Origin of the sequence: Herbaspirillum sp. C7C2 (assembly GCF_022627865.1) — a bacterium.
GTDB classification, from domain to species: Bacteria; Pseudomonadota; Gammaproteobacteria; order Burkholderiales; family Burkholderiaceae_D; genus Herbaspirillum; species Herbaspirillum frisingense.
The window spans coordinates 125375-139351 of sequence record NZ_JABXGI010000002.1 but is presented as its reverse complement, the minus strand read 5'-3'; the positions used below and the strand labels follow the sequence as shown (position 1 = coordinate 139351).

16 protein-coding genes are annotated in these 13977 nt (G+C 64.2%); 8 read left to right on the top strand and 8 right to left on the bottom strand.

The features are described 5' to 3' along the window. Window position 1: 1 nt before the first annotated feature. Entirely contained in the window at window positions 2-820 is an 819-nt protein-coding gene (gene phnC / locus HWE04_RS04285; protein ID WP_241811618.1) for a phosphonate ABC transporter ATP-binding protein, read from the bottom strand. Then, a complete protein-coding gene (phnD, locus tag HWE04_RS04280; RefSeq protein WP_077236854.1) occupies window positions 817-1683 on the bottom strand; it encodes a phosphonate ABC transporter substrate-binding protein in 867 nt (288 codons plus the stop codon). The genes phnC and phnD overlap by 4 nt, the downstream gene beginning before the upstream one ends. Window positions 1684-1857: 174 nt before the next feature. Between phnD and HWE04_RS04275 the strand changes: the two genes are divergently transcribed. From HWE04_RS04275 to HWE04_RS04260, 4 genes are all read left to right on the top strand, one after another. After that, window positions 1858-2718 carry a LysR substrate-binding domain-containing protein gene (locus HWE04_RS04275; RefSeq protein ID WP_241811617.1) on the top strand — a complete coding sequence of 287 codons (861 nt, stop codon included), beginning with the start codon at window positions 1858-1860 and terminating at the stop codon, window positions 2716-2718. A gap of 74 nt (window positions 2719-2792) precedes the next feature. Next, complete coding sequence (locus tag HWE04_RS04270) at window positions 2793-3095, top strand: Dabb family protein (RefSeq protein ID WP_241811616.1); 303 nt, start codon at window positions 2793-2795, stop codon at window positions 3093-3095. A 10-nt stretch (window positions 3096-3105) separates the two neighbouring features. After that, window positions 3106-3540, top strand: coding sequence for a PaaI family thioesterase (locus HWE04_RS04265; RefSeq protein ID WP_039876442.1), 435 nt, complete (start codon window positions 3106-3108; stop codon window positions 3538-3540). 62 nt (window positions 3541-3602) lie between these two features. Continuing rightward, entirely contained in the window at window positions 3603-4031 is a 429-nt protein-coding gene (locus HWE04_RS04260; protein ID WP_006712987.1) for a GNAT family N-acetyltransferase, read from the top strand. Between the two features lie 44 nt (window positions 4032-4075). On the opposite strand, the gene HWE04_RS04255 is transcribed toward HWE04_RS04260, so the two are convergent. Then, window positions 4076-5653, bottom strand: coding sequence for a HAMP domain-containing methyl-accepting chemotaxis protein (locus HWE04_RS04255; protein ID WP_139347157.1), 1578 nt, complete (start codon window positions 5651-5653; stop codon window positions 4076-4078). Window positions 5654-5970: 317 nt separating this feature from the next. On the opposite strand from HWE04_RS04255, the gene HWE04_RS04250 reads away from it, so the two are divergent. After that, entirely contained in the window at window positions 5971-7296 is a 1326-nt protein-coding gene (locus HWE04_RS04250) for a dicarboxylate/amino acid:cation symporter (protein WP_241811615.1), read from the top strand. A 135-nt stretch (window positions 7297-7431) separates the two neighbouring features. On the opposite strand, the gene HWE04_RS04245 is transcribed toward HWE04_RS04250, so the two are convergent. From HWE04_RS04245 to ygfZ, 5 genes are all read right to left on the bottom strand, one after another. Further along, window positions 7432-8007, bottom strand: coding sequence for a PIN domain-containing protein (locus HWE04_RS04245; protein WP_241811614.1), 576 nt, complete (start codon window positions 8005-8007; stop codon window positions 7432-7434). Beyond that, complete coding sequence (locus HWE04_RS04240) at window positions 8004-8468, bottom strand: helix-turn-helix domain-containing protein (protein WP_006712983.1); 465 nt, start codon at window positions 8466-8468, stop codon at window positions 8004-8006. The genes HWE04_RS04245 and HWE04_RS04240 overlap by 4 nt, the downstream gene beginning before the upstream one ends. A gap of 391 nt (window positions 8469-8859) precedes the next feature. Then, the gene (locus HWE04_RS04235) at window positions 8860-9708 is read right to left on the bottom strand and encodes an NRDE family protein (RefSeq protein ID WP_241811613.1); all 849 of its coding nucleotides are present in this window, start codon (window positions 9706-9708) and stop codon (window positions 8860-8862) included. Then, window positions 9699-9998 carry a DUF4936 family protein gene (locus HWE04_RS04230; RefSeq protein ID WP_241811612.1) on the bottom strand — a complete coding sequence of 100 codons (300 nt, stop codon included), beginning with the start codon at window positions 9996-9998 and terminating at the stop codon, window positions 9699-9701. Before HWE04_RS04230 ends, HWE04_RS04235 begins: the two co-directional genes overlap by 10 nt. Window positions 9999-10032: 34 nt before the next feature. Beyond that, entirely contained in the window at window positions 10033-11097 is a 1065-nt protein-coding gene (gene ygfZ, locus HWE04_RS04225; protein WP_241811611.1) for a CAF17-like 4Fe-4S cluster assembly/insertion protein YgfZ, read from the bottom strand. Between the two features lie 153 nt (window positions 11098-11250). Between ygfZ and mltG the strand changes: the two genes are divergently transcribed. Genes mltG through HWE04_RS04210 form a run of 3 tightly spaced genes read left to right on the top strand, consistent with a single transcriptional unit; the run spans window position 11251 to window position 13930 of the window. After that, a complete protein-coding gene (gene mltG, locus HWE04_RS04220) occupies window positions 11251-12231 on the top strand; it encodes an endolytic transglycosylase MltG (protein WP_241811610.1) in 981 nt (326 codons plus the stop codon). A gap of 42 nt (window positions 12232-12273) precedes the next feature. Continuing rightward, complete coding sequence (gene tmk, locus HWE04_RS04215; protein WP_241811609.1) at window positions 12274-12882, top strand: dTMP kinase; 609 nt, start codon at window positions 12274-12276, stop codon at window positions 12880-12882. A gap of 10 nt (window positions 12883-12892) precedes the next feature. Beyond that, window positions 12893-13930: a DNA polymerase III subunit delta' gene (locus HWE04_RS04210; protein WP_241811608.1), complete on the top strand. Its 1038-nt coding sequence runs from the start codon at window positions 12893-12895 to the stop codon at window positions 13928-13930. The last annotated feature ends 47 nt before the right edge of the window (window positions 13931-13977 follow it).

The window sequence follows — 13977 nt, the reverse complement described above, 5'->3', positions numbered from 1 at the left end:
GTCAGGTTCCTTGGATCGCCGGTGCCAGGCTGGTGGCGGCGGTGGCAGCGGTGGCGGTGGCGTGGGAAGCCGGGTGCGGCACATGACCGGGGCTGGCATAGATGCGGTCCAGGTGATGCTGGTCCAGCGCGGTGCCGGGGCCGTCGAAGACCAGCTCGCCGCCGGACAGGCCGATGATGCGGTCGCCGAATTCGCGGGCATAGTCCACCTGGTGCAGATTGCAGACCACGGTGATACCCAGCTCGCGCGAGGCGGCGCGCAGGTAGTGCAGCACCAGGCGCGAAGTCTTGGGGTCCAGGCTGGCCACTGGTTCGTCGGCCAGGATCACCTGCGGCTGCTGGGCCAGGGCGCGGGCGATGCCGACCCGCTGGCGCTGGCCGCCGGAGAGGGCATCGGTACGCTGGTGGGCCTTGTGTTCCAGTTCCACGCGGCGCAGGCAGTCCATGGCCAGGGCCACGTCCTGGCGGCTGAACAGTTGCAGGATCGAAGACCAGGTCGGGACCTGGCCGAGGCGGCCGGTCAGGGTGTTCTTCAGCACCGACAGGCGCGGCACCACATTGTGATGCTGGAAGATCATCGCCACCTGGCGGCGCAGCTGGCGGACCTGGCGGGCGCGGGGATCGGTGGCGTCGAAGCCGGCGATCCGGAGTTCACCCGAACTGGGCTGGACCAGACCGTTCATGCAGCGTAGCAGGGTGGACTTGCCGGCCCCGGACGGGCCCAGCACCACCAGGAACTGGCCGGCCGGGACGTCCAGGTCGATCCCGCGCAGCACGGCATGGCTGCCGTAGTGCTTGGCGAGGGCGCGGAGCTGGATCATTTCATGGCCTTCAGGTCCAGGTTGAGGATCTTGGCGGTCTCGCGCACCACGTCGTAGGCGCCGTCGGTGGTGGGGACGAAGCCGTTCAGGACGCCCTGGTCACCCCATTTCACGTCCTTGATGTTGGCGAAGGCGGTGGCGATCTTCTGTTTCAGGGCCGGGTCCAGGTCGCGGCGCCAGACCATGGGCGACTCGGGGATGTCGGGCGAGGTCCAGACCACGTTCAGGTCCGATTGCTGGACCACGCCCTTGGCCACGGCGGCCGCCAGGATGCGGTCGGCCACGGCAGCGGCATCAACCTTCTTGTTGGCCACGGCCAGGATGCTGGCGTCATGCGAGCCTGAGAAGATCACCCGGGAAAAATACTTGTTGGGATCGATATTGAGTTTTTGCAGGCCGGCGCTGGGGAACAGGTGGCCGGAAGCCGAGGACGGGTCGACGAAGGCCATGGTGCGGCCCTTCAACTGCTCCACGCTCTGCAGGCCGCTGTCCTTGCGGGTGATGATGAGGCTCTTGTAGAAGCTGCGGCCGCTCTTCTTGGTCTCGGCCACGGCGAAGGCTTCGACATTGGCCACCGAGCTGGCCAGCACGTAGGAAAAGGGGCCGAGGTAGGCCACATCCAGCTTGCGCGAGCGCAGCGCCTCGATGATGCCGTTGTAGTCGGTGGCGATGAAGGGCTTGACCGGCATGCCCAGCTGCTGCTGCAGGCTGTCGATGACGGCCTTGCTGTTTTCCAGCATGGCCTGCGAGTCTTCGGCCGGGATCAGGCCCACGGTCAGGGGCTGGGCGGCGCGCACCGGCTGGCTCAGCAGGAGGGAGGTCAGGGCGCCCAGGCACAGGGCGAGCAGGGAACGTCGTTGCATGGTGGATCCTTGTCGTGGGCGTCCGGTGGTGGACGCAGTGGGTGATCGGCGGCGCAGTGCCGGGCGAGTTGCTCGGGCCGGTACTGACAGGAAGGGAGCTTACGGGGGCTTTATGACGGCCCTATTATCGATATAATCGTTAAAATTCGACGAAGCTATTGATTGAGGCTATAGATGACTCCTTCACAACTGCGTGCCTTCCTCGCCGTGGCCCGCCATCGCGGTTTTTCGGCGGCGGCCCGGGCCTTGGGCGTGAGCCAGCCGACGCTGACCACCCAGGTGCAATCGCTGGAGCGCGAACACAATGTGGAACTGTTCTTCCGCCGGGGGCGGCGGGTCGACCTGTCGGAGACGGCGCAGCGCCTGTTGCCGATCGCGCAGAACATTGCCGAGCTGGAGCTGGACGCGCTGAACCTGCTGGTCAATTCGGGAGCGCTGCATGTGGGGCATCTGCGCATCGGCGCGGTCGGTCCGTTCCACGTGATCGAGATGGTGGACGCCTACCGAACCCGTTATCCGCAGGTGGAGCTGTCGATCAAGCTGGGCAACTCGGCGCAGTCGCTGGCCGATCTGGAGAACTACGTGACCGATGTCGCGGTGCTGGCCAGCGTGACCGACGATGCGCGGTTCCACGCGCTGCCCTATGCCGATCACGCGGTGGTGTTGTTTGCCCACCGCAGTCATCCCTTCTACCAGCGCGAGACGGTCGCGCTGGCCGAACTGGAGCAGCAGCCGATGCTCATGCGCGAACAGGGCTCGACCACCCGGCTGGCGCTGGAAAAGGTATTGCAGCAGGCCGGCGTGAAGCCCCGCGTGGTGATGGAGATCGGCAGCCGCGAAGCCCTGCGCGAGGCGGTGGCACGCGGGCTGGGGTTGGCGGCGGTGTCGGAGGCGGAGTTCATTCCGGACGAGCGTTTTCGCATGGTGCGCATCGAGGGCGACCCGGTGAGCACCCACACCTATGTCTATTGCCTGGCCGAGCGCCGCGAAGGGCGGCTGGTCGGGTCCTTCATGAAGATCGCTGCGCGTGGCTGACGGGGTGCCGGTCGTGGTCGGCGCTTTCGCTTATCATTGCGGTTTATCCAATTTTCGACCAAGGAAGACCGATCGTGATCAAGCATATCGTGATGTGGAAACTGAAGGACCACGCAGAAGGCGCTGACAAGGCCACCAACCTGCTGAAGATGAAGCAATTGCTGGACAGCTGTGCCAATGTGGTGCCGGGCATCCTGAAGTTCGAAGCGGTGCTGGCGCAACCGGGTCTGGAAGCCACCTATGACGTGGTGCTGTATTCGGAGTTCGAATCCAGGGCGGCGCTGGATGCCTACCAGGACCATCCCGACCATATCGCCATCAAGCCCTTCATCGGTGCCGTGCGCGAGGCGCGCCAGTGCATGGATTACGAGATCTGAGGCCGCTGCGATGAGTCTGCCGTTGACCGAGGTCTTCCCGCAAGGTAATCCCTACCTGCAGGCATTGGGCGTGGAGGTGCTGGAATATGGCGACGACCGCGCCGTGATGTCGCTGCTTCTCAAGCCGGAGTTCATGAACAGCTGGCAGGTGGCGCAGGGCGGCATCTCGATGACCCTGCTGGACGTGGCCATGGGCCTGTCGGCCAGGGCCGGCGTGCCGGACGCCAAGTCCTCGGCCACCGTCGAGATGAGCACCAGCTTCCTGCAGCCGGCCGGTCATGCCGGCGAGACCATCGTGGCGCGCGGCCATACCTACCATCGCTCCACCACCATGTGCTTCTGCCAGGCCGAACTGTGGAATGGCGAGCGACTGGTGGCCAAGGCCATGGGCACCTTCAAGCTGATCCGCCGCCTGGATATTTCCAGGAAGCTGGATCACGAGTGAGCCGTCTTTCACCCGTAGGCCCTCATGGCGTTTCCGTTTCAACCCTCAGCAGGAATTCCCGCATGAAAATCACCGTAGGCAGTTGGGAAGCGCTGCGCGCACACGCCCAGCCTATCCGCTTCGAAGTCTTTGTCGATGAACAGAAGGTGCCAGCCGAGATCGAGCTGGACGAGATGGACCCGCTGTGCGTGCATGCAGTGGCCTATGACGAGGCCGGCCAGCCGCTGGCCACCGGTCGCCTGCTGCCGGACGGCCATATCGGCCGCATGGCGGTGCGCAAGGCCGGGCGCGGCAAGGGCGTGGGCGGGGCGGTGTTGCAGGCGTTGATCCAGGCGGCGCGGGAGCGCGGTGACGGCGAGGTGATCCTCAATGCCCAGACCCATGCCGAGGGCTTCTACAATGCCCACGGCTTTGCCCGTGAGGGTGACGAGTTCATGGAAGCCGGCATCCCCCATATCACCATGCGGGCCAGCCTGCAGCGGCAGGCCTAGCCGTCGGGGCCGGCAGGTCCGACAGGTCCGACAGGGCCAACGTTTCAGGCCGGCCGCACGCGCGCTGGCGGCTTGCCGTCTTCCAGTCGGAAATAACACAGCTGGGCGCCCAGTTCGCGCGCCCGTTCGGCCACCACTTCGGCGGTGGAGGCCAGTTCTTCCGAGGCGGCCGCATTGCGCTGCGTGGTGTCGTTGAGCTGCGCGACGGCGGCGCCGATTTCCTGTACCCCTTCTTCCTGCATGCGCGAGGACAGCGTGATCTGGTTGATCTGCTGCGAGGCTTCGCGGATTCCCTGCAGGGTGCCTTCGGCCAGGCGCTGGCTGGTTTCCTCGGCCATGTCCACGCTTTCCTGTGCAATCACGCTGATTTCGTGGGCGCTGCCCTGGCTGCGCTCGGCCAGCTTGCGGATTTCTGCAGCCACCACCGAGAAGCCGCGCCCGTGCTCGCCGGCGCGGGCGGCTTCGATGGCGGCATTCAGGGCCAGCAGGTTGGTCTGGTAGGCGATGTCGTCGATCACCCCGACCTGGCGCGCGATGCCGCGCATGGCAGCCACCGTGGTCTGTACCGCGGCGCCGCTCTTGTCGGCGTCGGCTGCGGCGGCCAGCGCGATCTGGTCGGTGCGGCGCGCGTGTTCGCCGGTCTGCTGGATGGCCAGGCTCATGCTGGCAATGGCGCTGTGGACTTCTTCTACCGCCGCTGCCTGCTCGCTGGAGGCGCCGGCCAGGGCGTGCGCGGTGGCGTTGAGCTGGCGTGAGGAGTCGCCCAGCGACTGGGTCGAGAGGGTGACGCTGCGCATGATGTCGGTGAGCCGTTCACGCATGGTGTGCATGGCGTAGAGCAGGCTGCCGCGGTCATTGCGGCGCAGTCGCACCGCCACGCCGAGGTTGCCGTCGGCGATCTGGCGCACGATGTCGGCGGCGTAATCGGGTTCACCCCCGAGCTGGCGGCGCAGGCTGATGATGATCCACAGCGCCAGGGCAATGCCCAGGATCAGGGCCACGCAGGCGATTTCGAGGTTGTGGCGGCGCAGTTCGCCGTATTCCTGCAGGGCATTGTCGTAGGCACCGCGGGTCATGGTTTCCTGCAGGTGACCGAGGGTGGCCAGTTGCGTGGCCAGGGCCGACAGGCGCGGCGTGAGCTGGGTCCAGCTGCGGTTGGCCTGCAATACCTGGGTGCTGGCGATGAGTTCGATGACCTGGTTGCGTTCGCTCAGGTAGGTTTTCCAGCTTTGCTCGAAGCGGGCGGCCTCGGTGATTTCCTCGGGGGTCAGGCGGGTGGCGCGGTAGGCTTGCCAGCCCTGGTCGAAACTGGCGTCCAGGCCGGCCAGGCGGCCCAGCCACTGCTTGATCTGTTCATTGCCGGTGGCGCCATCGGGACCCGGTTCGGTCGGCACATTGGCCATCATCAGGGCGCGGCCCATGACGTCGCGGTTCATGTACAAGGCATCGCGCACGCGAGCGATGTGGATCAGGGCCATGGTCCGGTCTTCGTAGACATAGCGCAGCTTGTCGTTGCTGGAGGCCATGCCCAGCATGTCGCGCCAGGCCAGCAGGACCACGCTGCCACACAGCACCGCTACCAGAATCCCGAGGCGGGCGGTGACCGTCAATTTTCGTCGCACGATATTTTCCTTGTGAGTGCCCGTGAGCTTTCGTTCAGTCCAGCACAGACTATAGCGAATCCTATTGCATTGCAGAATGAAGAAAAGAGCAGTTTGAACCGCTGTTTACTGAAGTTATGTGGTTTCCCACAATACCCGCCCCGTAGCGACTGCGAGATACTTGCGGCCGAACCGGGGAGGGGGAGTTCTCCCGGACGCATTGCTGGCAAAAGCAAGCAAAAAAACAAGCAAATGCCCGAACGGACGACGATCCGGCAACGGCAGGCGGCGGGTCCCCAGGGACCGGCTGATATTCGATGTTTCTTGGAGAAATCATAATGACGGCGCAAAAACCGCCCCTTTACAAATCGCTGTATTTCCAGGTTCTGGTTGCCATCGTGATCGGCATCCTGCTGGGCCATTTCTACCCATCCACGGGTGAAGCCATGAAGCCGCTCGGCGATGGCTTCGTCAAACTGATCAAGATGATCATCGCGCCGGTGATCTTCTGTACCGTCGTCATCGGCATCGCCGGCATGGAAGACATGAAGAAGGTCGGCAAGACCGGCGGTCTGGCCTTGCTGTACTTCGAAGTGGTCAGTACCGTGGCCCTGATCATCGGCCTGGTGCTGGTGAACTTCCTCAAGCCTGGCGTGGGCATGAACGTCGATCCGTCGGCGCTGGATACCAAGAGCATTGCGGCCTATACCGCCCCGGGCAAGATGGGTTCGGTGACCGACTTCGTTATGGGCATCATCCCCACCAGCATGGTGGACGCGTTTGCCAAGGGTGACGTGCTGCAGGTGCTGCTGGTGGCGGTGCTGTTCGGCTTCGCCCTGCACAAGTTCGGCGGCCGCGGCACGCTGGTGTTCGATTTCATCGAAAAGATCTCGCACGTGCTGTTCTCGGTGGTGGGCGCGATCATGAAGGTGGCTCCGATCGGCGCCTTCGGTGCGATGTCCTTCACCATCGGCAAGTACGGCGTGGGTTCGCTGTTCTCGCTGGCCAAGCTGATGGGCACCTTCTACCTGACCTGCCTGCTGTTCATCTTCGTGGTGCTGGGGATCATCACCCGCCTGCACGGCTTCTCGATCTGGAAGTTCGTCAAGTACATCAAGGAAGAACTGCTGATCGTGCTGGGTACCTCTTCCTCGGAATCGGTGCTGCCGCGCATGCTGGCCAAGATGGAAAATGCCGGTGCCAAGAAGACCGTGGTCGGTCTGGTGATTCCGACCGGTTATTCCTTCAACCTGGACGGCACCGCGATCTACCTGACCATGGCGGCCGTGTTCATCGCCCAGGCCACCAACACGCCCATGACCTTCGTGCAGGAACTGACGCTGCTGGGTGTGCTGCTGCTGACGTCCAAGGGCGCGGCGGGCATCACCGGCTCCGGCTTCATCGTGCTGGCGGCGACGCTGTCGGCGGTGGGCCACGTGCCGGTGGCCGGCCTGGCGCTGATCCTGGGTATCGACCGCTTCATGTCTGAAGCACGCGCCCTGACCAACACCATCGGCAATGGCGTGGCAACCCTGGTGGTGGCCAAGTGGAGCGGCGAACTGGATAGCGAGCGCCTGACCAAGGTCTTGAACAACGAGACCGTGGAAGATGCGCAGGCACCGGAAGCCATCCTGGACCGCACCGAAGCCAAGATGCATCACTAAGTCATCACAGCGGGAGTCGCTCCCGCCAGGCTGGCCTGATCGGCCCCACCCCCGCGCCTTGTCTGGTGTGGTGGTGGGGCCGATGTGTTTTTGGGGACTGACTGGCGGAGATTGCGGCGAGCTGCAGCGGCCGGTCTAGAGAACGGCGCGATAGGCGCGGAGTGCCTTGACCGTCTGCGCTAGACCCTGGCGCAAAAGGATGTCGAGGTAGTGATCCACGTCCACCGATGGATTCTTCAACTGCGCGCGTTGCCGCTGCGCGGCGGCGGCGACTGCGGCTGCGTCGAGGTCCAGCAGATTGTGGGCGAACTCATCGGGATGCTGTGCTTCGATGCCGTAGGGAGCGAGGACCTGGGCTGGGAAATCCCGCTCGTTGAAAGTCACGATGACACTGGCGCCGCAGCGGATGGCGGCCGCCAGAACGTGGCGGTCGTCCGGGTCTGGCAGGTGCAGCCCGGCGACCAAGGCTTCGTGGCCTTCCACCAGGCTGTCGGGAATGGCGCGATCCATCAGGGCTGAGGTCCGATCCAGTTGGGTGCGGGTGAGATCGGGGCGTTTGATGAGCAGATTACGTTTCCACTCCTCATGAATGACCCGACTCCAGCGCGCCCGGAACAGTCCCGACAGGCCCAGCCACATCAGGAAGTCCCGTAATGGCGCAGGGTAGAGCACGCAGGCATCGTAGACGGCGGTGAAGGGCGAATGCCTCATTCGTATCCCAGTCCCAATTCCTGTGACTGCCGGGCGAGGTCGGCCATGGCCTCGGTACTGGCCTGTTCTCGCTCGGTCTTGTACTGCATGAGGTCGGCAAATTTGACGCGACGGTGCTTGCCGGCGCGATGGAAGGGGATGACGCCATCCTCCAGCAGCTTGACGAAGTGGGGGCGCGAAACATTGAGCAGGTCAGCGGCTTCCTGGGTGGTCAGTTCTGCGTGGACCGGTACGACCTTGACGGCGTTGCCGTCGGCGAGTTCGGCCAGTATCTCCACCAGCAGGCGCAACGCCGACGTCGGTAGTTCGACTTCATGCGCCCGGTTCTGGGCGTCGAAAATCTGGATGTGCTGAGTGTCGACCTGCGTGCTCAGGTAGGCTGCCAGGGCGCGTTGGCCGCGCACGGCCAGTTCGACATCCTTGGCGGCGGGCAGGGACATGGTGGCTGCGGACGGGGTCATGGCGGGCTCCAGGAAATACTTGAGCGGCCATACTATTCGAAACAAACGAAAATCGCAATAATCGAAAATCGCAATAATCGAAAATCGCAGGGTCCGATCATGCAGGCGTGAAGCTGGTGACACCCGCCGGACTGGGGGGCAACGGAAAGATGCGCCTACGATGCCATTTGCATGGAACGCATTGTCGACGTGAGGCAGCCGCTGGCGTTCGGTACGGGCGAAAAAAAAAGCCCACGACCTTGCGGTGTGGGCTTGAATCCAATTCTTTAGGAGGAAATTGGAGGAGACAGGTGTAACTTTACTGCTCCGCATCAAATCAGGCAAATTTATCTTCCAAATATCAGATATACGCTTTGGTTATTTCACATGGGCAAGGAATGAAGGCCCCGGATCATGCGCTGTGCGGCTTTGCGCCAGGCTGGTCGCCGCCGGGTGAAGCTTCTTGCACCCTGGGCTTGCAGGGGATACGGCAGGCCTTGTCGGTGGCGGCCTCGCCACTATATTGCATCGCCATAGGATCGACCACGTGTTCGGTCAGGACCGGTTCGCCGACGATGGGCACGCGCAGGACCGTGGAGCAGCGGGTGCCGTAGTCGGGCGAGCGGATGAAGATGGGCGAGAGCATGCGCTCCTTTTCCAGGCCGATGCCAGTGTCGGGCAGGCGACAGTCGTTGGCGCGGGTGCCATCGGTGAGCATTTCGAAGAAGGTCTCTTCCGGTGCGCCCTGGCACAGCAGGCTGGCGAATTGCGCCTTGGCGCGGGTGAGCTTGGGCCAGGGGGTGTCGAGCAGGGCATTAGAGACACCGTAGACGCCGTATTCCAGCGGCTGGCCATTGCGGGGATCTTCATTTCCGCGATTGGAATACCACAACATGGTCTCGGGATTGCCCACGAGGAGGTTGAAGCCGTTGTATTGCTGGGCGCGGGGTTCGATCTGGCGCAGGTAATCCTGCGGCGTCATGTCGCCGACCAGGTAGTCGGCGACCAATTGGCCCCGGGTCGGGGCATCCGTTCGTCGTTCGGAGGGGGCGCGCACGTTGGTCAGGGCGGCAAAGCGGCCATCGCGGGTCACGCCCAGCCAGGTGCCGCCGCCTTGCAGGTCGCGGCCGGCGTAGATCTTGGGATGGTCGTTCCACCAGGTGGCGTCAGCGGCCGGGCGGGCATAGAACTCGTCGCGATTGGCGGCCAGGATCAGCGGCATGCCGGGGATGACTTTCCAGGCGAAGATGATCAGGCACATGGGGCGATATCCTCGAACTGTTCTACATGACGCGCACCGCTGATGAGGGACAAGGCACCGGTCTCGGCCAGGGCCTGCTCCAGGGCGCGGGTGAATCCCTCGGCATCGGTGTCGGCGATGCCTTGGTAGATTTCCATCCAGGTCTGCAGGCCGTCCTGTTCGCCAGGGCGGCGCTTGAGTGCGCCGGTCACCTGCTGGCGCGCCTGCAGGGTGGCCTGTACGCCCCGGATCTTGTCCAGCAGTGTTGGGGCGTGGGTGCTGGCGACCCGGTAGTAGATGTAGAGGTCCATGGTGATTCCCTATGGCTTGAGCGCTGCACGCCGCTTATTGCGGATCGGCCAGCTCATAGGGGAGGTCATGGAAATGCAGGGCAGGGCCACCGGCGGCGCCCAGATGGACGGTATCGTCGGCGGCGGCCAGTTTCATTTCCACCAGGGCCAGGGCGTGATCCTGGTCCAGCGGTTCGGCATTGACCACCATGCCGCAGGGCTGGCCGGGATCGGCGGCAGCAAAGACTTCATCACCGGCCCGGGCACCGGTGCTGGCGATGGTGGCCAGCAATGTGCGGCGCTTGAGCTTGCCCAGGTACTGGCTGCGGGCGACGATTTCCTGGCCGGGGTAGCAGCCTTTCTTGAAATTGACGCCGCCGATCAGTTCGAAATTGATCATCTGCGGCACGAACTGCTCTTGCGTGGCGGCGAGGATGCCGGGTACACCGGCGCGGATGTCGGACAGGCGCCAGGCCAGGGTGGCGGTGGGCTTCAAGTGCTGTACCAGCTTGGGCCAGGCGGTGCTCAGGGTGTCGAGGGCGGCAATCCATTGATAGCGCGGGCTGCCGGCGGCATCGGCCAGGCGGATCAGGGTGCCATGGCTGTTGTTGAGCTTGTCATAGGGGGCGGTTGGCAAGACCGGGAACCACTCGGCCAGGGCGTTGGCGGTGGCCGGTCCGACCAGGCCCAGCACGGCGCGTTCGGCGCTGACGTCGGCCAGCTTGGCCTTGGCGCGCAGGATGAACATCTGCAGGCGCTTCTGGATGGCAGGCTGCAGCGCGCGCGGCAGCTGCAGGAAGATCCCGGCTTCGTCGCGCCACATCAGCAGGGTGGCCAGCAGTCGGCCCTTGGGCGAGCAATAGCCGGCCAGGCGGGCGGAATCGGCGGTGAGGTGCTGCACATCATTGGTGAGCTGACCGTGCAGGAAGGCGGCGGCTTCTTCGCCGGTGGCCGCGATCAGGCCCAGGTCGGTCAGGGGGGCCACGAAACTTTCCAGGCTCTGCGGGACGGCGGCAGCGGGGTCGAAGCCGAGTACGTCCTGGCCCTGGTCGTCAAACTGGGCGCCTTGCTGCGTGAGGAAGTCGCGCCAGGCGGAGGGCGATGCGGTGATGTCTGTCATAGGAAATCTTTTACGGATTACGTCGGATTACGTCTTGCCGGGGTGAAGTCCCCGGCAAATTAGGCAACTGTCGTGCCAGCGATTATCATTGATGCCTCGATTATAGTGATCTCCGAAAAATCGCGTCGGAACTACAGGGATTTCGCATCAGGTATGAAGAAGTTATTGGCAACATTGTTCGTGCTGGCCGCGCTGGTGGCCGGTGCCGGCCTCTACTGGACCAAGCAGCCCATCGTGCCGGCCAATGGCCAGCTGATCGCCTTTACCATCACGCCGGGGGCGGGTGTGTCGGGGGCTGCCCAGCAGATCGCGGCGGCCGGGGTGCCGCTCAATCCGGACCTGTTCACGCTGTATGCGCGCCTGTCCGGCGAAGGCGGCCGCATCAAGGCCGGCAGCTATGAGATCAAGCCCGGTTACACGCCCCAGCGGCTGCTGCTGCAACTGGTGCGCGGCGAGTTCGCGCAGGAGGCGCTGACCGTCATCGAGGGCTGGACTTTCAAGCAGATGCGCCGCGCCATCGCCGACCAGCCGGCGCTGAAGCACGATACCGCCAGTTGGACCGACCAGCAGATCCTGGTCAAGCTGACCAACGAATACACCTATCCGGAAGGCCTGTTCTTCCCCGATACCTATCTCTTCGCCAAGGGCGCCAGCGATATGCAGGTCTATAAACAGGCCTTCGCGCTGATGAGCAAGAAGCTCAACGAAGCCTGGGCGCGACGCGATCTGTCGCTGCCGTATCGCACGCCCTATGAGGCGCTGATCATGGCGTCCATCGTGGAAAAGGAGACCGGGCAGAAATCCGAGCGTGGCATGGTGGCCGGTGTGTTCGTCAACCGCCTGCGTACCGGCATGCTGCTGCAGACCGATCCGACGGTGATCTATGGCATGGGCGATCGTTACCAGGGCAAGATCCGCAAGGTCGACCTGCTGACCGATACGCCCTACAACACCTATACCCGTGCCGGCCTGCCGCCCACGCCGATCGCCTTGCCGGGGGCAGCCTCGCTGGCGGCGGCGCTGAACCCGGACAAGACCGAGGCCTTATACTTCGTGGCGCGTGGCGATGGCACCAGCCATTTCTCCAGCAACCTGAACGAGCACAACCAGGCCGTCAACCGCTACCAGCGTTGATCCGCCTTTCTTTTCACTGATTCATTCTGTAGCGATACCTTCATGGCATCAGGCAAATTCATTACCTTCGAAGGCATCGACGGCGCCGGCAAGTCGACGCATATTCCCTTTGTCACGGAGCTGCTGCGCGCGCGCGGCCTGACAGTGGTGGCCACCCGCGAGCCGGGTGGTACCGAACTGGGCGAGCGCCTGCGCGAACTGGTGCTGCATCATCCCATGCACCTGGAGACCGAGGCCCTGCTGATGTTCGCCTCGCGGCGCGAACACCTGGCGCAGGTGATTGCCCCGGCGCTGGAACGCGGCGACTGGGTGATTTCCGACCGTTTCACCGATGCCACCTTCGCCTACCAGGGCGGCGGCCGCAAGCTGGCCCTGGACAAGCTGGAAAGCCTGGAGCAGTGGGTGCATCCGCATCTGCAGCCGGACCTGACGCTGCTTTTCGATGTGCCGCTGGAAGTGGCACGTGCGCGCCTGGATGCGGAACGCACCCTGGACAAGTTCGAGCAGGAAAAGGCGGACTTCTTCGCCAACACGCGCGCCGAATACCTGCGCCGTGCCGCGCAATTCCCGCAGCGTTTCCGCATTGTCGATTCCACCCGTCCGATCCCGGTGATCCAGGACGAATTGCGCGCCATCGTGGCCGCGCTGTGAGGGGCGCCGCATGTCCGTGACTTCGACCGATCCCTTGCTGCCCTGGCAGGGCGAGAGCTGGCGTCAGCTGCAGCAGTTGCGCGAGCGCCTGCCGCATGCGCTGCTGTTCTATGGCGCGGCCGGCACCGGCAAGACCCGCTTCGTGGAGGCCTTCGCCAAGTCGCTGCTGTGCGAGTCGCCTACACCCGAGGCGCATGCCTGCGGCGTCTGCCCGTCCTGCAACTGGTTTTCGCAATCCAACCATCCTGACTATCGCCGGGTACGCCCGGAGGTGTTGGAGGACGAACCCGGCGAGGACGACAGCGGCGAGGAAAAGAAGACCGCCAAGGCCAGCAAGGCGCCTTCCAAGGACATCAAGATCGACCAGATCCGTGCGCTGGCCGATTTCATGAACGTTTCCACCCACCGCTCCGGCCTGCGGGTGGTGATGCTGTATCCGGCCGAGGCGCTCAACACCGCCGCGGCCAATGCCTTGCTCAAGACGCTGGAGGAGCCGCCGCCGGGGACCATGTTCCTGCTGCTGTCCAATCGTCTGGATCGGTTGCTGCCGACCATCCTCTCGCGTTGCCGCAAGTTCGCCCTGAACGCGCCGGGCCACGACGAGGCGCTGGCCTGGCTCAAGCAGCAGGGCGTCAAGGATGCCGATGCCTGGCTGGCCGAGCAGGGTGGGGCGCCGCTGGCGGCGCTGGAGGCGGCACAGGGCGAGGGGCGCGAGGCGCTCGACGAGCTGCTGCGGCAACTGGCCCAGCCTGGCGTTGATGGCGCCCTGCGTGCCGCTGACAAGTTGCAGAAGACGCCCGCCGCCGAGCTGGTGGGCTGGGTGCAGCGCTGGCTCTATGATCTGCTGTCACTGAAATCGGCCGGGGTGGTGCGTTATTATCCGCGCTACGGCAAGGAACTGGGGCGGCTGGCCGAACGGGTCGATGCACTGGCCTTGTCCAGGGCACTGCGTGGCATGGGTGACCGCCGCGCCATCGCTGACCATCCCTTGTCGGCCAAGCTGTTCATCGAGGAAATGCTGATCGATTACGCGCGGATGTTCGAGTAGGCACATGCGCTCGGGCTGCGTCTCTGGGCGGAGCGGACAATAAAAAA